This is a genomic window from Pseudomonas sp. BIGb0381 (genome assembly GCF_024809815.1).
In the GTDB taxonomy this organism is placed as follows: Bacteria; Pseudomonadota; Gammaproteobacteria; order Pseudomonadales; family Pseudomonadaceae; genus Aquipseudomonas.
Genome location: NZ_JANUEN010000006.1, coordinates 292,847 through 312,046 on the forward strand (window position 1 = coordinate 292,847; position 19,200 = coordinate 312,046).

Consider the following 19,200-nt stretch of genomic DNA (forward strand, 5'->3'; position numbering starts at 1 on the left):
AGGGCTGCTTCGCAGCCCAACACGGGGCAAGCCCGCTCGCCACAACAAGCCCCACTGGCCACAGAATTTCCCTTATTCCATCAGGAGTCTTTATGAGCCGAACCATTCCCGAACCGGATCTCAACTACCTGCAAAAAGTGCTGCTGGAAATGCTCGCCATTCCCAGCCCCACCGGGTTCACCGACACCATCGTGCGCTACGTCGCCGAGCGCCTGGAAGAGCTGGGCATCCCGTTTGAAATGACCCGGCGCGGGACCATTCGCGCCACCCTCAAGGGCCAGAAAAACAGCCCCGACCGCGCCGTGTCCGCGCACCTCGACACCATCGGCGCCGCCGTGCGCGCGATCAAGGACAATGGCCGCCTGACCCTTGCGCCGGTGGGCTGCTGGTCGAGCCGCTTTGCCGAAGGCAGTCGCGTCAGCCTGTTCACCGACAACGGCGTGATCCGTGGCAGCGTGTTGCCATTGATGGCCTCCGGGCACGCGTTCAACACCGCCGTGGATGAAATGCCGGTGAGCTGGGACCACGTGGAATTGCGCCTGGACGCCTATTGCGCCACCCGCGCCGATTGCGATTCCCTGGGGATCGGCATCGGCGACTACGTGGCGTTCGACCCGTTGCCCGAGTTCACCGAGAGCGGGCATATCAGTGCCCGCCACCTGGACGATAAAGCCGGTGTCGCCGCACTGTTGGCTGCGCTCAAGGCCATCGTCGACAGCGGCGAGCCCTTGCTGATCGACTGCCACCCGCTGTTCACCATCACCGAAGAAACCGGCAGCGGCGCTGCAGCGGCCCTGCCTTGGGATGTGAGTGAGTTTGTCGGCATCGATATCGCCCCCGTCGCCCCCGGCCAGCACTCCAGCGAGCACTCGGTCAGCGTGGCCATGCAGGATTCCGGCGGGCCGTATGACTATCACCTCTCCCGCCACTTGCTGCGCCTGGCCTCGGATAACGACTTGCCCGTGCGCCGCGACCTGTTCCGCTATTATTTCAGCGATGCCCACTCGGCGGTGACTGCAGGTCATGACATCCGCACCGCCTTACTGGCGTTCGGTTGCGATGCGACCCACGGTTATGAGCGCACCCATATCGACAGCCTGGCCGCCCTGAGCCGTCTGCTGGGCGCGTATATCCTCAGCCCGCCGGTGTTTGCCAGTGACGCACAACCGGCCCAGGGCTCACTGGATCGCTTCAGTCATCAGATCGAGCACGAAACGCAGATGGAGAGCGACACGCGTGTACCGTCGGTGGACAGCCTGGTCGGTCAGAAGTCCTGACGCTGGCAACTGCGGTCCCGGCGCAGTAGCATCGCCGGGATCCATCACCTGAGGCTTGTATGCTGATTCCCTACGACGCACTTGAAGTCGACACCCTGACCCGCCTTATCGAAGACTTCGTGACCCGCGACGGCACCGACAATGGCGACGACACGCCCCTGGAAACCCGCGTACTGCGCGTACGCCAGGCGCTGACCAAGGGCCAGGCGCTGATCGTGTTCGACCCGGACAGCGAGCAGTGCCAGTTGATGCTCAAGCACGATGTGCCCAAGCATCTGTTCGACTGACTCAGGGGGTGGTGGCGGGCTGGGGTTGCGGGGTTTGATGTTCACGGATCTTTTGGTAGACCTCGGCGCGATGCACATGCACCCCGACGGGTGCGGCAATACCGAATTTCACGTGGTTACCGTTCAACTCAAGAATATGCACGGTGATGTCATCGCCGATGGCGATGATTTCGCCCACGGCGCGGCTTAAGACCAGCATGGCGGTTGTCCTTATCCAATAACAGGACCCCGACCATGCGCGCCGGGTCTGGCCGCAGCAATGCCTCGCGACAAAATCAGGCAATACCTACTTAAGCAGGTAAATTGCCTGACAGACTACCGCCTGATTAACCCTTAACAGCCTGAGCCTTGGCCCTCATCTTGTCGGCCATGGTGGTCATTTCGTCATAGAGCAACTGCGGGTTCTTCTGCTTCAATGCCCACGCCATCCGCCCTTGCTCATGGGGCAGGATCATGAATTCGCCCTGCGCTACACGCTGGTAGATGTAGTCGGCAATGTCCGCCGCCGAGATCGGCGAACTCTCCAACAGCTTGCCTACCTGTGCCTTCATCGCGGGTGTGGGCCCACGAAACGAATCCAACAGGTTGGTCTGGAAGAACGACGGGCACACCACGTGCACGCCGACTTCCTGCTGCTTGAGCTCCACCAGCAAACTCTCCGACAGCGCCACCACACCCGCCTTGGCCACGTTGTAGTTGCTCATGGCCGGCCCCTGCATCAGGGCTGCCATCGAGGCGATGTTGATGATGCGGCCCTTGCTCTTTTCCAGCAGTGGCAGGAACGCCTTGCAGCCCTTGACCACGCCCATCAGGTTGATTGCGATCTGCCAGTCCCAGTCCTCCAGGGACAGCTCGGCAAAGAAACCACCCGAGGCCACGCCGGCGTTGTTGACGATCACATCGATGCCGCCCAACTTCACTTCGCAGGCCTGGGCAAACGCGGTGAGCTGGCTGTAGTCACGCACGTCGCAGCGCTGGATAAACCCATCACCACCGGCTTCGCGCACTAATTTCAGGGTTTCCTGCAGGCCTGGCTCGCTGACATCCGACAAGGCCAACTGCCAACCCTCACGGGCCCAGCGCAGAGCGATTTCACGACCCAGGCCGGACCCGGCGCCAGTGATCATCATGCGATTTTGCATAGGAAGTAGCCTTGTGGTTCACAGAAGAAGTGATCGGCAGTGTAGCGAAGGTTTTTCCTGCACCCACTCACCATCAGATTGATGAATGCCCCAGGCAAACCGCGGGCCGGGTCGGATGCCTGCCCTCAGCCTAAGTTCAATGTTTTTCAACTAATAAGCGGTGAATGCGCGTGAATTAAAAGAAATAAGCGACTGATCGAAATGCTTTAAAAAAACATGGAATTTTCTACGAAGCGCCAGAGTCGGAGTTTTTAAGGCGTCTGTAATTAACTCTGCAGGCCTATCGTTAAACAACCGGTCTTTGCAGAAAGACAACAAGGAAAAAAACCATGAGCCTCATTCTGATCATTATCTTGATCCTCCTGCTGGTCGGTGGCCTGCCGGTATTCCCGCACTCGCGTAACTGGGGTTATGGCCCGTCGGGTATCCTCGGTGTCGTGCTGGTTGTCCTGCTGGTGTTGTTGTTACTCGGCCGGATATAAAATCCGGATAAAAAAAAGAGGCCTGTTAAGGCCTCTTTTTTATTGCCGGTTAGTTAGTCCGGCTTGCCGTTAACCACGCCGGCAGTGTTATCCAGCAGGCTCTTGGTCGCCGTTTGCAGGAACGACTCAAGTTTCTGCTTCAAGGCAGCCTCGTCCGGCGACTCGGCAATCACTTTCCCGGTCGGGTTTGCGCCCAGTTCGTATTCCCACAGCTTCGGTGGCATTTCCTTGGGCAGTACCAGAATGCGGTTTGCGGTGACCAAGGCCACGGTCTGGTCGCTGCCCGATGGCTTGATCACGCCAAAGCCCTTGTCGCCTTCCGGCAGGTTCAGCAGGTCGCGGCCCCAGCATTGGTGCAGAGTGTCGCCACCCAGGCGGCCCATGATGGTCGGCACGATGTCGATCTGGGTGCCAACGGTGTGGTCACGCTCGCCGAACTTCTCCTGTATGCCCGGTGCAATCATCAGCATCGGTACGTTGAAGCGGCCCAGGTCCATCTCGGTGATCTGCTGTTCGTTGCCGAAGCCGTGGTCGCCCACGATCACGAACAGGGTTTCCTTGAAGTACGGCTCCTTGCGGGCCTTTTCAAAGAACTGGCCCAGGGCCCAGTCGGAGTAACGCATGGCCGTCAAATGCTCGTTGAGGCTGCCACGGTCAGTGACTTTCTCCACCGGCAATGGCGTTGGCAACGCGTACGGCGTGTGGTTGGACAGGGTTTGCAGGAGTGCGTAGAACGGCTTGCCGCCTTCACGGGCCTTCAACTCTTCCAGGCCACGGTTGAACATGTCCTGGTCGGACACGCCCCACGTCGGGTCGGAGAACACCGGGTCGACGAAGTCGTTGCGGCCGATGAAGTTGGTCATGCCCTGGTTGCTGAAGAAGCCCGACTGGTTGTCCCAGGCAAAGTCGCCGTTGTAGACATACACGTCGTTGAAATCACGGGCGCTGAGCAACTGCGGCAGGCCTGACAGCTTGTGGCTGCCTTCCGGGGTCTGCATCAGGTATTCAAAGCCCGGCAGGTTCGGGAAACAGGCCATGGTGGCGAACATACCCTGGTGGGTGTGGGTGCCGTTGGAGAAGAAACGATCGAACAGCAGGCCTTCTTTGGACAGTTTGTCGAAGGATGGCGTGATGTTGCCCGGACGACCCAGGGCGCCTACCGAGTGACCGGCGAAGCTTTCCATCAGGATCACGACCACGTTCTTGATCGGCAGGGTCTTCTCGGCCGGTGGCGTGTAGTCACGGCGCACGGCGGCGATGTCGGTATCGACCAGTTTCTCTTGCGGCAGCACCAGCATGTCACGCACGGTCTGGGTCGCCAGCGGTTGGTCGAGGGTCGCCTTCCAGATATTGGAGCGGTCTTCACCGAACCGGGCCTTGGCCGCCGCGATCAGCGACAAGGTGCCATTAAGGCCCAACTGGTTGGCGAAGTTCGAATCGGTGGTGTAGACATCACCCCAACGCAGCGGCGGGCCCTGGCGCAGGGTGCCACGGGCGGCAACCACGGCAATCAGCAGGCACACCACGAACACCGCGATGCGGCTGTACCACGGCGCCACTTGCCGCGTACCAATGCTGCCGCCACTGAACGGGCCACGTGGGCGCGTGGCGCGATCAGCGCCCTTGAACGCCATGCTCAGGATCAACGTGCCCACGGCCCAGGCCAGCAGGTAGCGCACCACCGGGAAACCGTACCAGAGCATGCTCATCACGGTTTTCGGGTCTTCCTTCACGTACTGGAAGACCAGGCCGTTGAGGCGCTGGTGGAACTCGCGATAGAAGTCCATCTCCATCAAGCCCAGGAACAGGGCGATGCTGGACGCAATGGTCAGCCAGAAGCGGAAAAACCCCCGCGCGGCCATGGCCCGTACGCTGAACAGGGCCAGCAGCAGCGGGATCAGCAGGTAGACCACCAGGCGGATGTCAAAACGCAGGCCGTTGGCGAACGCTTCAAGGAAAGTCGAGGCCGGCGTGTCGAGGATCATCTCGCGGTTGTAGACCAGCAGCGCCAGGCGCAGCAGGGAGAGCATCACCATCATGACCAGTGCGCAGAGCAGCGTGTACGCCAGATGGGATTTGACGGTCGGTTGCAGCAGGCGATTAGAAGCTCGCTGCTGACTCAGGGCGTCCGGGTTTGCCATGTCGTTTCAGGACCCATTGGAAGTTTAAGTGACGAAGTTTTACGGTGGCGCGAATGGTGCCCGATCAATGGCATCAAGGCTATTAATTACTGAGCGAGCACTGCTACGCCGCCTTTAAAAGCACCTGAGGCAGGGCCTTGGCAGGGAGATACAGCCGGCGGATTGTCTTGGATAAGATGTGAAAATTTTGTGCAGCGAATATATCGATACACAAATCTCTGGAGGGCGCTGAAGACCAATGTGGGAGGGGCGGTGCGACGATTCGACTGCTCCCTCCCACACTTACTGCTCACTCTCCAAGTGAGTGAGAGGTCAGATCCGCACGTTACCGCGCGGCCCTGCAATGGCCCAGATGATCAGGCCCAGTACCGGCAAGAGCAGGATCAACAGGATCCACAAGACCTTGGCGCCGGTACTCGCGCCGCTTTTGAACACGTTGATGATCGCCCAGATATCCAGCGCCAGGATGATCAGCCCGATCAAGCCATTAAAAGTGGAACCCATGGTGTCGCTCCTAAGTGAGGGCATGCCCTTGTAGGATAGCCAGCCCTGGTCGGGGTTCCGTTTTATTTCAGACGTGCACGGCGACTTTCAGCGCTTCCAGGGACGGCTCGGCCTTGATGCCGACTTCGGCGCACAACGCCAGCACGCGCTGCAGGTCATTGCCGAACACCAGGACGGCCTGGATCTCGTCATCCAGTGGCTGGCTGAAATTGAGCAGCACATAACCGCCGTCTTCCGGGCTCAGGGCACTCATCTGGATCTGGATACGGTTCAACGCGGTGAGGTCTTCAGTCTTGGCCAGTTGCTTGGGCTTGAGGTTGAACGCCACACCCGGGCCGAACGATGCGACGATCTGCGCAAACAGGTCGCCATAGGTATCGGCCTGGAACAGCACGGTGTCCGGCAGGCTGCCGACCACCACCCACTCCCCCAACGGGATCGGAAAGCTGTCGTCGTAGTTGATATCCGGGTTGGCCGCCAGGAAAGCCGCCGGGTCGGCGTAGGCCTGGGCGGCCTCTTCGGCGATGCGTGCCACCTCGTCCTCGCCCATGACCCCGGCGCTGATTTTGCTGATAAGTTCGACGAGGGTGGTTTTCATGGGGTGATCCTGTAGCGGGCTGGTTTTTGAGGGCGCACAGCCTACACCAGTTTCTCCAGCTGCGCCGCCGTGTCCTTCGCCCCCATGGTCTGCGCCGCCGCCAGCGCAGTCGCGCCTTGGGCATCGGTGGCCTTGGGGTTGGCGCCCTGGCTGAGCAGGTAGTCGACCATCTCGACGCGGTTGAACATGGCGGCCATCATCAGCGCGGTACGACCGTCGGACGAGGCGGCCTCGATCGGCGTGCCCCCTTCAATCAGCGCCTTGACCACCGGCAAATTACCCTTGAATGCCGCGCCGGCGATGGGCAGCTGGTTCTTGTCATTGGCGATCAGCGGGTCGGCCTTGAATTCCAGCAGCACTTTTACCGCTTCGGCATGGCCGTGGTAGGCCGAGAGCATCAACAAGGTGTCGCCGTTGTGGTTGCGAAAGTTGGCCGGCAAGCCTTTGGCCAGCAGCGCGGCGAGCATAGCGGCGTCGCCTTTGCGGGCCACGTCGAAGACCTGCTCGGCAAATTCGGCGGCTTCGTCTTCGGTCATCTGTTTGGCTTGGTCTGACATGTGGGGGGCTCCTTGTCTGGTGCTTTATAGGCCGCCAGTGTCGCGAGGGAGTTCCCCACTGTCATGCCCTTTTTAGCAAAAGCGGCCATAGACAGAATCAATAGCGGAACTGGCCGCCCTGGATCTGCGCCAACAGTTGCCCGGTAACCGGCACATAACAGTCCGAACCCGGCAGCCAGGCATACACCGGGTCGTTGCCGGCCTTGTCCGGATCAAAGGCTTCTTCCTTGAGCTTCACCTTCTGGTACTTAAAGGTACCAGTGGTTTCCATCTTGACCTTGATCCGCAGGAAGAGCGGCACCGCATAGTGCGGCAACTGGCCGTGGGCGAATTGCAGCAGCTCGCGCATGTCCAGTGAGGCCAGGGACTCACTCGGGGTGATGGCGACCATGCCCGCGCGGCCATTGGTGTTTTCGATCTCAACGCCATAGGCCACTGCTTCGGCGATCTGCGGGTGTTGCAGCAGGACGTTCTCTACCTCCGTGGTGGACACGTTTTCACCTTTCCAGCGATAGGTATCCCCCAGGCGATCAACGAACTGCGCATGACCGAAGCCGATGCTGCGCAACACATCGCCGGTATTGAAGTAGCGGTCACCTTTTTCAAACACGTCGGTGAGTACCACCCTGCGATTCTTTTCCGGGTCGGTGTAGCCGTCGAAGGGCGATTTTTCATCGATCCTGGCCAGTAACAGGCCTTGCCCGCCCGTGGGGACTTTACGCATAAAACCATCGCTGCCACGCAACGGCTCGCCGTTGTCGTGGGCGTAGTCCACCAGCGCCCAGTGCTGGAGGCAGAAACCGATGGTGTTGTCGAAATTCAGTACGTTGGTAAAACCGATATTGCCGTCACTGGCCGCGTACAGCTCACAGATATGCTCCACGCCATAGCGTGCCTTGAACTGCGCCCACACGCCGGGGCGCAAGCCATTGCCGACCATCTTGGTCACGCGGTTATCACGGTCGTTTTCGCCGGGTGGCTGGTCGAGCAGGTAACGACACAACTCACCGACGTAGCCGAGGGTGGTCGCCTTGAATCTGCGCGCATCGTCCCAGAACTGGCTGGCGCTGAACTTGCGGCGAATGGCGAAGCCCGATGCCCCGACAATCGCCGAGCCCCAGCACACACAGAGCCCGGTGGCGTGGTACAGCGGCAACGTGCAATACAGGACGTCGTCAGGGCCCATGTCCAAGGCGATGCTGCCGAAGCTGACGGCGGTTTTGGTCCAGCGACCATGTTTCATGATGCCGGCCTTGGGCAGGCCGGTGGTGCCGGAGGTGTAGATATAGAAGCAAGGGTCGTTGAAGAAGATCTGCGCGGTGCTGGCCGGGTTGTCCACCGGGCACTCGCCGCTCGCAGCCAACAGGTCGATATACCCCTGCGGCACCAGGCTGGACGGCTGATCGGCGACGAACCAGGTTCGATCAGCCGCGATGGCCACCTGATCGCGCACCGCGTCATAGGGGGCGACCAATTCCGCGCCGACAATAATGGCTGCCGGACTCACCAGGTTCAGGCTGTGCACCAGCGCCGCCTGGGTTTGTGCGGTATTGAGCATCGCGCAGATGCCCCCCAGCTTGGCCACGGCCAGCACGTTCAAGAGCAATTCGGGGCGGTTTTCGATAAACAGCGCCACCACGTCCCCCTTGCCGATGCCCTGGGCTTGCAGGTGATGGGCAATACGGTTGGCACACTGGTTGGCGTCGGTGTAGCTGAGCACACGGTCGCCGTACAGCAACGCGTTGCCGTCGGGGTTGCGCAGGGTGGCTTGCTCAAAGTGCCAGCCCAACCCGCAAGGCTGCGCGGGGTCGGTGACATTGGCGGCACGCATGCCGCGCACTACGCGCGGCAGGGCGCGAACGATGGCCGGCACCTTACTCAGCAGCTTGCCCCAGGTGATCATGTCGTTGTGCGGGTGGCTCATGGAGGAACGTCCTTTTTCTTATTCTTCGTCTGATCCCGAAACACCGACACTTCCGTAAGAGGAAGGCCGAATGCATTGCAGGAAAATACGTCAGCCGTTCTTCGGCTGTACACGCGGGATTTGAAAAGTTTTGTATCCCGTCGGATGCGCGCTCAAAAAAGGAATTTAGCTGCCCGCGGGTAGTCTTTATCCATACAGGCGCGTCCATCCCACCCCATTGAGTAACGCAAAATGCAGGATGCATGATGGCCATTCATGCAATTTGCACGAAACCGAAAATCTTACACTTTTTCAACCAATTGATTTATAACGATATTTTATAAATCATAAGATGGCACAATCACTGCACCTATCACTCCATGCTTGCCAACTTGAGCCAACGGAGCTGATAGACATGAGCCTGATCCAAGATAAATTCGCTTCAGTATTCTCCAACTACGACGTCACCACCCAGCCACGTCCCGACGGCGGCATCCTGTTGACCCTGCGCAACAGTGACGGCAAACAGGTCAAGCGTTCGATCTCTTACCAGCAGTTGCATACTGCCGATCAATTGACTTGGGTGATCAGCGCGATTCGCCGCGACCTGGCCGAACAGGCCAGTGAATTGCCGCACATTTCGATGCTGCAAAGTCAGAATCGCTTTGCCCTGCCGACCTACCATTCGGCATAAATACCGCAGTCATAACAAGGCCGCGACGCTCTTGAGCGTCGCGGCCTTTTTTGTTTGACGATGATTCCAGCCCGGCACTTCGCCGGACTGCGCCTAACCCCGATACAGCGGGTTTATCAAACACTTAGGCGAGTTCAACATAGGCCGGTGCCGTCTCGTCCTATAGCGTCGGCACAGGGGTGCCGCCGTTCAAGGCTGGAATCTTTGAAAACACCTCAGCCATAAAATCCATGAACACGATAGCCCGCGTGGGGAGCAATCTATTGGCGACATAAACCATCTGCACGGGGACAGGGGGAGCCCCATGGTTGGCGAGAATGAACTGTAATCTCCCGCTGTTCAGCCCGCCCTCAAACAGCCACGCAGGTCCATGCGCCACACCCAGGCCCGCCACGACCGCCGCACTCACAGCGTCGGGAGAGTTGAGCCTGAGCCTACCGGTAATCGGAATGTCCGCGTCTCGGAATCGCCAGGTCGCCCCGGACGACAGTAAGGTGTAGATGATGCAATCGTGGTCGCGTAGATCCTCCGGGGTCTGCGGAACGCCGCGTTTAGCCAAGTAGTCCTTGCTGGCGACGAAGACCCGGTCGTACCATCCAAGAGGCCGGGCGCGCAAGGTGCTGTCCTCCATCTGTCCTATGCGAATGGCGAGTTCGGTGCCTTCATTGACCAGGTCTACGTATCGATCGTTGAGCTGGAGATCCAAGATCAATTGAGGGTAGCGTTCCAAAAAGGCCGGCACATGCGGCAGCACAAACGCGTGTGCGAGAGCTGTCGGACAGGCTACGCGCAAGAGTCCCGATGGATCGACGTTGTTTCTGAAGGACGATTCGGATTCATCCACCGCATCCAGGATGCGCCGGATGTCCGCATAGTAGCGTTCGCCCTCCGGTGTCAACGACAGCTTGCGCGTAGACCGGTGGAGCAAACGCGTCTGCAAATGATCCTCCAGAGCCGCTACATAACGGCTTACATTGGGTTGCCCCAGCCCTAGATCCCGCCCTGCCGCCGAAAAGCTCCCGGTTTCTACCGCACGCGCGAAGCATGTCATCAAAAGAAATCGGTCCACTTCTCCACCTCAATTCATGCTCAAATTGCATGAATTATATGCGAATAAGCAGTCTTATATGCTACGAGGCATGAGCGCATAGTTCTCCATGTCGACCGCGGTGGTCGTCATTCACCGGAGAATTCAAATGTCGCGCTTGCAAGGTAAACGTACGCTCATCACTGGCGGCACCAGTGGCATCGGGCTGGAAACGGCAAAGCAGTTCCTGGCGGAGGGTGCTCGCGTGATAGTAACGGGTGTCAACCCCGATTCGATTGCAAAGGCCAAGGCCGAATTAGGCCCGGAAGTGCCGGTGCTGCGCGCCGACTCGGCCAGCGTTGCAGCACAAAAGGAGCTGGCACAAGTCATCAAGGAACACTACGGCCAACTCGACGTTGCCTTCCTCAATGCCGGCGTATCCGTCTGGCTGCCCATTGAGGAATGGACGGAAGATATGTTCGACCGCTCTTTCGACATCAACGTCAAAGGGCCGTACTTCCTGATGCAGGCGCTGTTGCCGGTCTTCGCCAATCCTGCTTCCGTAGTGTTGACGACTTCCGTAAGCGCGCATGCAGGCGCAGATCGCTCGTCCGTGTATGCCGCAACGAAGGCCGCACTGCTGAACATGTCGAAGACGCTCTCGACCGAATTGCTGGGCCGTGGCATCCGTGTCAACGCAGTGAGCCCTGGCCCCGTCGAGACTCCGCTTTACGACAAGCTGGGTATTCCGGAAGCTTATCGCGCGCAGCTTAACAAAGAGATCGCGGCAACCATTCCGCTTGGGCGCTTCGGTACCTCCGAGGAGGTGGCCAAAGCAGTGCTGTATCTGGCATCCGACGAGTCACGCTGGACGGTCGGCTCTGAAATCGTCCTTGACGGCGGCCGCCTGCTGAATGGCTAAGCGCGCAGCTCAAGAATTATGCGAATGCCACATCGGCCGGGCTAAGTTAATCAGGTACTGAACGCCCGCCCCAGCACTTAGCGACGAACCAGTCCAATCCAGACTGCGCACACAGCGGCACGCGGGAAACCTCTGCCGCTGTTTCCGCTTGATAAACCATCCAGGGCCACTAAAAGCAATGAACGCTCTTACGCTAATAAGCCACCCACTATGCCCATTCGTACAGCGCGCCGCGATTGTGCTTCTTGAAAAGGGTATCCAATTCGATCGGATAGATGTCGATTTATCAGCCAAGCCAGACTGGTTCCTGGCCGTTTCGCCAACCGGCAAGGTCCCCGTGCTCAAGGTGCGCCAGGACAATGCGCAAGATGCGATCCTATTCGAAAGCATGGTCATCTGCGAGTACCTCGACGAAACCCAAGGTGGCACGCCGATGTACCCCATTGATGCGTTAGCTCGCGCACGGAATCGCGCATGGATCGAGTTCGCGTCGCAGACTCAAGCTGAAGCCTGGCAGTTTCTCCACGCTCGTGACTCTGCGACCGCAGATGCCAAGCGCACCGCATTTCGCGAACGGCTCGGCAAACTGGAATCAGAAATAGGCGCGGGGCCGTTCTTCGATGGCTCGGCCTTTGGAATGGTTGATGCGGTTTATGCCCCGCTTTTCCGTTACTTCGAGAGTATCGACGCAACTGTCGCACACCAGATTTTCGACGGTCTTCCGCGCATTTCGGCTTGGCGTGAGGCGCTTGAGGCGCGCTCCAGCGTAAGGGATGCCGTTGTCGAAGACTATGCCGATCGTTTCCAGACGCATCTGCGCCAACAAGGAGCGCTGATCGCTGCCGCTTAGCCGACGCGATCAATCAAAAGACTGACGTCGAGCCTAGCGCCACCAATGCGACGTTAGACATCGAGCCCCCCGAATGTGAATGGGCGACACGATGATGAGGTCAATTAGGTGCAAGGTCGAGGTCATGGCATTACCGTTATTGCGCATGTTCATTCGAGAGTTCGACCGAGCATGGGATGCCCTTTTGCGCGTCAAGATCGACCAGGCGTTGCCGGAGCGCCGCACGAATGCCTTGATAGGCCGAAGCACTGCTTCGTTGTGGCTGGACTATGACGCTTCAAACCGATTGCTTCGGTGGCCGAAAGTCCTCCTCCAAGGCTCGCTTGGGTCAGCATAAACCTTGGCGTGCCGCCTCATTCATCGCCTGCACGCGGTTGGTCACTCCAAGTTTGCCGTAGATATTGCGCAGGTGGAATTTCACTGTCGCTTCGGACGTGGCGCGAATCTGGCTGATTTCCCAGACGGTCTTGCCTTCGGAGGCCCAACGCAGGATTTCCAGTTCCGTAGGCGTCAGTGGCTTTCCGGACAAACTCAAACGCCTTCTGACAGCGCTGGGCACGGAGTTTGGCGTTGGAAACAATTCCCTGGGGCCTCTCATTAGTTTCACTCCCTTTTGTTGGCTATCGCTCTATCACCTTCGGATTCCTCCTATTGACAGGTGATATAAACGTTGATGCCGCAAAGAGTTACATAACCAATGGCACTAAGGCGCAGGCCCCGCGATAAACAGCCGGGCCTTACAAGAGTAAGAGTTTATTCCCACAACAACTTCCAACATGCGGGGGTTGAAGTTTTCGATACACCGTAATTAGTCATCCAGACCCGGAAAGCGTCGGGCGATATCGTCGCCCGTCAACTCCGGCACTGGGTTTTGCGCCTTATTGAAGAGTCGCAGCGTTATACAGTGCGGGTTCTCCCCCATATCAAACCAGTGCGCCATACCGGCCGGCACCCCCAGCAGGTCGTTTTTCTCACAACGCACGGCATACACGTAGTCGCCAACATGCAGGTTGAACAAACCCTGGCCGGCGATGAAAAAACGCACTTCGTCTTCGTTGTAGCGGCGCTCATCCAGGAACCGGGCCCGCCATTCGGCTTTCTGCGGGTGGTCGCTCGTGACACGGAGCACCGCCACCGCACCATAGCCGAGTGCATCGATCTGCGGCTGATAGGCGGCAATCATTTCAGCGTCGCTGGCGTCCCTCTCGATCAGGCCTGGCTGCCAGCGCTCGAACCGCACACCGTGCTCGGCCAGGGTGGCAGCGATGTCGTCGACATGGGTCAGGACCTTGTTCGGGGTATCCGGTGAAGCAACGGGGTAGACGGCGACATAACTCATTGAAGGGTTCCTTGGTTCTGCTCTTGCAATCGAAAACCGATGATAACGGCCGCGGCCAGGGCTGCGACGCTGGCAATACTAAAGGTGACGGTCGGCCCCAGCAGGTTCCAGCTGTAGCCGGAATACAGCGCACCCAGCGCACCGCCGGTGCCGGCCAGGGCGGCGTACAGTGCCTGGCCCTGGCCTTGTTGCTTATCGCCAAAGCTGCGCTGCACAAAGGCAATCGCCGACGCGTGAAAACTGCCGAACGTGGCAGCGTGCATGACTTGCGCCAGCAACAGCACCCACAGGAGTTCGGCAAACGAGCCCAGCAGCAACCAGCGCAGCGCCGCCAGCAGGAAACTGGCCAGCAGCACCCGGCGTACCGAAAAACGCGCAAGGATGCGGCTCATGCCCAGGAACATCAGCACTTCCGCCACCACCCCCAGGGCCCACAGCGTGCCGATCACGCCACGGCTGTAGCCGAGGTGTTCGAGGTGCAGGGTCAGGAAGGTGTAATACGGGCCATGGCTCATTTGCATCAGCGCCACACAGGCGTAAAACGCCAGTACGCCGGGGCTGCGCAATTGCTTGAGGAATCCATCAGCCGCCAGGCGATTGCCGTGGCTGGCGGGCTGCGCATTCGGCACCCACAGGCTGGCGCCGATGATGCCAGCCATGATCACCACGACCACCACCGGGTAGATGTCCAGGCTCAGCCAGTCGAACAGGCGACCCATGATCACCACGGTGAGGATAAAACCGATGGAGCCCCACAGGCGTACCTGGCTATAGCGCGAGGTCTGTTTTTGCAGGTGGGCCAGGGTGATCACTTCGAACTGCGGCAGCACCGCGTGCCAGAAGAACGCATGCAGGGCCATCACCAGGGCCAGCCAGGCGTAGGTGTGGCTGATGAAGATCAGGGAAAAACTCAGCAGGGTGCACACCGCGCCGAAGCGCACGATGGCCAGACGTCGGCCGGTGTAGTCGCCCAGCCAGCCCCACAGGTTGGGGGCCACGCAGCGCATCAGCATGGGGATGGCCACCAGCTCGCCGATACGCGCGCTGGAGAACCCCAGGTGGTCGAAGTACAGCGCCAGGAACGGCGCCGTCGCCCCGAGCAGGGCGAAGTAGAACAGGTAGAAGCTGGAGAGACGCCAGTATGGGAGGGCTGTCACCGCCGCGCCGTCACAGTTGGCCCAGCACCGGGGTACTCACGCGCACATCGGCGTTTTGCCCGCGATTGCGCAACAGGTGGTCCATCAACACAATGGCCATCATCGCTTCGGCAATCGGCGTGGCACGGATGCCTACGCACGGGTCGTGACGGCCCTTGGTGATCACGTCCACCGGGTTGCCGTGCACATCGATGGAACGGCCGGGGGTGGTGATGCTCGAGGTGGCCTTGAGTGCCAGGTGCGCAACAATCGGCTGGCCGGAGGAAATACCACCGAGGATGCCGCCCGCGTTGTTGCTGAGGAAGCCTTCCGGGGTCAGTTCATCGCGGTGCTCGGTACCGCGTTGGGAGACGCAGGCGAAACCGGCGCCGATTTCCACACCTTTCACCGCATTGATGCTCATCAGCGCATGGGCCAGTTCGGCGTCGAGGCGGTCGAAGATCGGCTCGCCCAGGCCCGGCTTGACGCCTTCGGCGACCACGGTGATCTTGGCGCCGACCGAATCCTGGTCGCGGCGCAGCTGGTCCATGTAGGCTTCCAGTTCCGGCACTTTGTCCGGGTCAGGGCAGAAAAAGGCGTTGTCTTCCACGCTGTCCCAGGTCTTGAACGGGATTTCAATCGGGCCCAACTGGCTCATGTAGCCACGGATGACGATGCCCTGGGTCGCCAGGTATTTCTTGGCGATGGCGCCAGCAGCCACACGCATCGCGGTTTCGCGCGCCGAGCTGCGGCCGCCGCCACGGTAGTCACGTTCGCCGTATTTATGGTGGTAGGTGTAGTCGGCGTGAGCCGGGCGGAACAGATCCTTGATCGCCGAGTAGTCCTTGGACTTCTGGTCGGTGTTGCGAATCAGCAGGCCGATGGCGCACCCGGTGGTGCGGCCTTCGAACACCCCGGAGAGGATCTCGACTTCGTCGGGCTCCTGGCGCTGGGTGGTGTGGCGGCTGGTGCCGGGCTTGCGGCGGTCGAGGTCACGCTGCAGGTCTTCCAGGGACAGCTCGAGGCCGGGCGGGCAGCCGTCGACAATGGCGACCAACGCCGGGCCATGGCTTTCGCCCGCGGTGGTGACAGTGAACAGCTTGCCGAAGGTATTGCCGGACATGCAGGGCGCTCCGTGAAATCAGTTGAATCAAGTCAACCGTAATAACTTAAGGCGGCCAGTATACGCAGGCTAACCGACTAGTTCATCCTCGAAACCTTACCGGTAGACCTTGGTCCAACCGGCACCTTCCTCATGATGGCGCGATGATGCTGCGAGTTCTTCTGTTTACCCTGACCCTGTTTACCGCCGTGGCCCACGCCGCCTCCCCTGTCGTACTGCAACGCCCGATCAGCCTGGACACCGGCAGCGGCGAACTGTTTGGCTCGCTGCTGCTGCCCCAGTCCGACAAGCCGGTGCCGGTGGTGTTGATCATCGCCGGCTCCGGCCCCACCGACCGCAACGGCAACAGCGCGGACGGCGCACGCAACGACAGCCTCAAGCGCCTGGCCTGGGTGCTGGCCCGGCACAACATCGCCAGCGTGCGCTACGACAAGCGCGGTGTGGCCGCCAGCCTGGCCGCCACGCCCGACGAACGCAACCTGACCCTCGACGCCTATGTGGCCGACGCGGTGGCCTGGGGTAAATTGCTCAAAGCCGACAAACGCATGGGCCCGCTGATTGTGCTGGGCCACAGCGAAGGCGCGCTGGTGGCCGCACTGGCTGCACCGCAACTCGACCCGGCCGGGGTGATATCCCTGTCCGGCAGCGCCCGCCCGGTGGATCAGGTCATCCGCCAGCAACTGGCCGATCACCTGCCCCCTGCCCTGCTGCTGCGCAGCAATGAAATCCTTGATCACCTCAAGGCCGGTCAGGTGGATGCCGATGTGCCTGGCCCGTTGGAGGGCATTTTCCGACCCAGCGTGCAGCCGTATCTGATCAGCCTGTTTCGCGCCGACCCTTCGGCGGCCTTTGCGAAACTGCGCATGCCGGCGTTGATCATCCAGGGCACCAACGATATTCAGGTAGGTGTCGGCGACGCCCAGCAACTCAAAAGGGCGAAGCCCGATGCCGAACTGACGGTGATCGAAGGCATGAACCACGTGATGCGCATCGTGCCCAACGACGTAAAGCAACAATTGGCCTCCTACAATGACCCGCAATTACCCCTCGCCGCCGAGCTGGGCAACCGTGTGGTGCGCTTTATCGACGGACTTCAACCCCGTTAAGCGACAATTTGCCTCCAGTCCTGCAGAAATCGGCCGATAAGCCCAGGGTCGACGGCAAAAAGACGGTCGACTTGCAGGGCTTGGACAGGATCGCACCGCATGACAACCACTGAAGCAACACCGGAACCGACCGCCGACACCCCGGCTGAAAAAACCGAGGCCATCGACACGGCGGCTCCCCTGCCGTGGGCGGATGTTCAGGCCGAGCATTTCAAGATGCTGCGCCTGGCCCCACTGGCCACCGACCGCGCCACCGGCCTGCGGCCGCTACGTTTCGTACAGTTCGGCTATGCCGAGCGCCATGACAAACACCACAGCCTGTTGCGCATGGTCATCCAATTGCCGGGGCAGCGGGTGCGCCGTGAGCAGAACCATCTGGATATCTGGGTGGATCACGATAAACACCGCGTGCACTTCGGCCCGGGCAACAGCCTGGAAATCGAACCGGCCAACCGCGGCATCGGTCGCTTCCTGGTGGCCCAGGGCGCCGCGTGGGCGAAGAAGAAATGGTCGCACTACCGCGTCGATGGCGTGGACCTGGCCAACAAGGATGCACTCAACGAAGCCACACGCCTGCGCCGCGATCACTTCCTGCGCGTCCAGGGTTTCGATGTGGCCTACGCCGATGTGCAGCACCTCAAAGGCAACGTGCAGCCGGGCAAGGTCAGCGACGTGCTCGACAGTTGGAACACCGAGAAGGTGCAGTTCGTGGAGATCCTTGAAGCCGCGCAGATGCTGCAACAGGCCGAGCACAACCTGTTGGAGCAGGAAGTGAAGCTGCGCAAGGAAGAAGAAAAGGTCACCAAGTTCAAGCGTGAGGACAGCGGGTTGCGGTTTACCATCACCTGCCTGGTGGCGTTCACCGTGTTTCAGGCGGGGCTGTTGATCTGGATTGCCACGCACCGCTAGCCGGCTGGAAAGCAATCAAAATGTGGGGGGGCTTGCCCCCTCCCACATTTTCTACAGATAAGGTTGGTTAAACCCGAGCGGCGAAGATTGCCTGATGTTCCCGGCACTGTTCGGCCGTGAGCATGAACACCCCATGCCCACCCCGCTGGAAGTCCAGCCAGGCGAAGTCCACTTCCGGGTACAGCGCGTCAACATGCACCTGGCTGTTACCCACCTCGACAATCAGCAAACCCTTCTCGTTCAGGTGGTCCGCCGCCTCGGCCAGCATGCGCCGCACCAGGTTCAAGCCATCGTCGCCACAGGCCAGGCCCAGCTCCGGTTCGTGCTGGTATTCGTCCGGCATGTCGGCAAAGTCTTCGGCATCCACATACGGTGGGTTGGACACAATCAGGTCAAAGCGCTGGCCCGGCAGGCCGTCGAAGCCATCGCCCTGCACGGTGTACACGCGCTCGTCGACACCATGGCGCTCGATATTCTGGTTGGCTACTTCCAGGGCTTCGAAGGACAAGTCACCGAGTACCACTTCGGCGTCCTGGAACTCGTAGGCGCAGGCAATGCCGATGCAACCGGAGCCGGTGCACAGGTCGAGGATGCGCGCCGGCGGTTGGGCCAGCCAAGGCTCGAAGCGGTTTTCGATCAACTCGCCGATGGGTGAACGCGGGATCAGCACGCGCTCGTCAACGATAAACGACATGCCGCAGAACCACGCCTCTTTCAACAGATACGCGGTAGGCACGCGCTCGTGGATACGGCGATGCAGCAAGCGTTGTACGTGGGAGATTTCCTCTTCTTCCAGGTTGCAATCCAGGTAGCTGTCGGCAATTTCCCATGGCAGGTGCAAAGCGCCGAGCACCAACTGCCGGGCTTCGTCCCAGGCATTGTCGGTACCGTGGCCAAAAAACAGGTCTTCCCCATGGAAACGGCTGACAGCCCAACGGATGTGGTCGCGCAAGGTGCGCAGGCGGGATGTGATCACGGGGGCAGACTCCTGGAAAAAACGACTGGCGATTCTAACAGCCTTCGCCTGTGCCGACGATGTACGAAAACCTGTCGCCGTACGTCGGATTTCATCCAAATCGCCATCATTCGGTTAAACATCACCGCCACTTGACATGGCTGCACGCCAGCAACGGCGTACCTTACGATAGTAGCGATTCACAGAACCGCTCAGCCAGTGGACAATGACGCAAAAGCCCCCCTCAC

General features: G+C 60.0%; 21 protein-coding genes. 8 read left to right on the plus strand and 13 right to left on the minus strand.

Going from position 1 to position 19,200, the window contains the following annotated elements; all coding sequences use genetic code 11:
• The first annotated feature begins 92 nt into the window (after window positions 1–92).
• Complete coding sequence (locus M2397_RS18505; RefSeq protein WP_131700389.1) at window positions 93–1,277, plus strand: osmoprotectant NAGGN system M42 family peptidase; 1,185 nt, start codon at window positions 93–95, stop codon at window positions 1,275–1,277.
• A 59-nt stretch (window positions 1,278–1,336) separates the two neighbouring features.
• Window positions 1,337–1,564 carry a YheU family protein gene (locus tag M2397_RS18510; protein WP_003236706.1) on the plus strand — a complete coding sequence of 76 codons (228 nt, stop codon included), beginning with the start codon at window positions 1,337–1,339 and terminating at the stop codon, window positions 1,562–1,564.
• Window position 1,565: 1 nt separating this feature from the next.
• On the opposite strand, the gene csrA is transcribed toward M2397_RS18510, so the two are convergent.
• Together csrA and M2397_RS18520 are read right to left on the minus strand one after the other, a co-directional pair.
• Complete coding sequence (gene csrA, locus M2397_RS18515; RefSeq protein ID WP_131700388.1) at window positions 1,566–1,763, minus strand: carbon storage regulator CsrA; 198 nt, start codon at window positions 1,761–1,763, stop codon at window positions 1,566–1,568.
• Between the two features lie 127 nt (window positions 1,764–1,890).
• Complete coding sequence (locus M2397_RS18520) at window positions 1,891–2,706, minus strand: SDR family oxidoreductase (protein ID WP_090406965.1); 816 nt, start codon at window positions 2,704–2,706, stop codon at window positions 1,891–1,893.
• A 329-nt stretch (window positions 2,707–3,035) separates the two neighbouring features.
• Here M2397_RS18520 and M2397_RS18525 point away from each other — a divergent pair, with 329 nt between their 5' ends.
• Window positions 3,036–3,188 carry a DUF3309 family protein gene (locus M2397_RS18525; protein ID WP_015885095.1) on the plus strand — a complete coding sequence of 51 codons (153 nt, stop codon included), beginning with the start codon at window positions 3,036–3,038 and terminating at the stop codon, window positions 3,186–3,188.
• Window positions 3,189–3,241: 53 nt separating this feature from the next.
• Here the strand turns inward: M2397_RS18525 and M2397_RS18530 are convergent, their stop codons facing one another.
• From M2397_RS18530 to M2397_RS18550, 5 genes are all read right to left on the minus strand, one after another.
• Window positions 3,242–5,329 carry an LTA synthase family protein gene (locus M2397_RS18530; RefSeq protein WP_131700386.1) on the minus strand — a complete coding sequence of 696 codons (2,088 nt, stop codon included), beginning with the start codon at window positions 5,327–5,329 and terminating at the stop codon, window positions 3,242–3,244.
• 312 nt (window positions 5,330–5,641) lie between these two features.
• Complete coding sequence (locus tag M2397_RS18535) at window positions 5,642–5,833, minus strand: PLDc N-terminal domain-containing protein (RefSeq protein ID WP_003172956.1); 192 nt, start codon at window positions 5,831–5,833, stop codon at window positions 5,642–5,644.
• A 67-nt stretch (window positions 5,834–5,900) separates the two neighbouring features.
• Entirely contained in the window at window positions 5,901–6,431 is a 531-nt protein-coding gene (locus tag M2397_RS18540) for a hypothetical protein (RefSeq protein WP_131700385.1), read from the minus strand.
• Window positions 6,432–6,472: 41 nt separating this feature from the next.
• Complete coding sequence (locus M2397_RS18545) at window positions 6,473–6,988, minus strand: ankyrin repeat domain-containing protein (RefSeq protein WP_131700384.1); 516 nt, start codon at window positions 6,986–6,988, stop codon at window positions 6,473–6,475.
• Window positions 6,989–7,085: 97 nt separating this feature from the next.
• Entirely contained in the window at window positions 7,086–8,912 is a 1,827-nt protein-coding gene (locus M2397_RS18550; RefSeq protein WP_259244212.1) for a long-chain-acyl-CoA synthetase, read from the minus strand.
• Window positions 8,913–9,306: 394 nt separating this feature from the next.
• Between M2397_RS18550 and M2397_RS18555 the strand changes: the two genes are divergently transcribed.
• Complete coding sequence (locus M2397_RS18555; protein WP_131700382.1) at window positions 9,307–9,585, plus strand: DUF3509 domain-containing protein; 279 nt, start codon at window positions 9,307–9,309, stop codon at window positions 9,583–9,585.
• Between the two features lie 160 nt (window positions 9,586–9,745).
• On the opposite strand, the gene M2397_RS18560 is transcribed toward M2397_RS18555, so the two are convergent.
• Window positions 9,746–10,654: a LysR family transcriptional regulator gene (locus M2397_RS18560; RefSeq protein ID WP_259244213.1), complete on the minus strand. Its 909-nt coding sequence runs from the start codon at window positions 10,652–10,654 to the stop codon at window positions 9,746–9,748.
• 127 nt (window positions 10,655–10,781) lie between these two features.
• On the opposite strand from M2397_RS18560, the gene M2397_RS18565 reads away from it, so the two are divergent.
• Together M2397_RS18565 and M2397_RS18570 are read left to right on the plus strand one after the other, a co-directional pair.
• Window positions 10,782–11,534 carry an SDR family oxidoreductase gene (locus tag M2397_RS18565; RefSeq protein ID WP_259244214.1) on the plus strand — a complete coding sequence of 251 codons (753 nt, stop codon included), beginning with the start codon at window positions 10,782–10,784 and terminating at the stop codon, window positions 11,532–11,534.
• A gap of 178 nt (window positions 11,535–11,712) precedes the next feature.
• Entirely contained in the window at window positions 11,713–12,384 is a 672-nt protein-coding gene (locus M2397_RS18570) for a glutathione S-transferase family protein (RefSeq protein ID WP_167656427.1), read from the plus strand.
• Between the two features lie 328 nt (window positions 12,385–12,712).
• Here the strand turns inward: M2397_RS18570 and M2397_RS18575 are convergent, their stop codons facing one another.
• From M2397_RS18575 to aroC, 4 genes are all read right to left on the minus strand, one after another.
• A complete protein-coding gene (locus M2397_RS18575; protein WP_131700378.1) occupies window positions 12,713–12,982 on the minus strand; it encodes a response regulator transcription factor in 270 nt (89 codons plus the stop codon).
• Window positions 12,983–13,192: 210 nt separating this feature from the next.
• Window positions 13,193–13,723, minus strand: a complete 531-nt coding sequence (locus M2397_RS18580; RefSeq protein ID WP_259244215.1) for an acireductone dioxygenase — start codon at window positions 13,721–13,723, stop codon at window positions 13,193–13,195.
• Complete coding sequence (locus M2397_RS18585; protein WP_259244216.1) at window positions 13,720–14,880, minus strand: MFS transporter; 1,161 nt, start codon at window positions 14,878–14,880, stop codon at window positions 13,720–13,722. The genes M2397_RS18580 and M2397_RS18585 overlap by 4 nt, the downstream gene beginning before the upstream one ends.
• 10 nt (window positions 14,881–14,890) lie before the next feature.
• Window positions 14,891–15,982, minus strand: coding sequence for a chorismate synthase (aroC, locus tag M2397_RS18590; protein WP_027603936.1), 1,092 nt, complete (start codon window positions 15,980–15,982; stop codon window positions 14,891–14,893).
• A 143-nt stretch (window positions 15,983–16,125) separates the two neighbouring features.
• Between aroC and M2397_RS18595 the strand changes: the two genes are divergently transcribed.
• Window positions 16,126–17,088 (plus strand): alpha/beta hydrolase, encoded by a 963-nt coding sequence (locus M2397_RS18595; protein ID WP_131700375.1) that lies wholly within the window; start codon window positions 16,126–16,128, stop codon window positions 17,086–17,088.
• A 99-nt stretch (window positions 17,089–17,187) separates the two neighbouring features.
• Window positions 17,188–17,997, plus strand: a complete 810-nt coding sequence (locus M2397_RS18600) for a hypothetical protein (RefSeq protein ID WP_065940505.1) — start codon at window positions 17,188–17,190, stop codon at window positions 17,995–17,997.
• A gap of 67 nt (window positions 17,998–18,064) precedes the next feature.
• Here M2397_RS18600 and prmB read toward each other — a convergent pair whose 3' ends face one another.
• Entirely contained in the window at window positions 18,065–18,973 is a 909-nt protein-coding gene (gene prmB, locus M2397_RS18605; RefSeq protein ID WP_145336485.1) for a 50S ribosomal protein L3 N(5)-glutamine methyltransferase, read from the minus strand.
• Window positions 18,974–19,200: the final 227 nt, after the last annotated feature.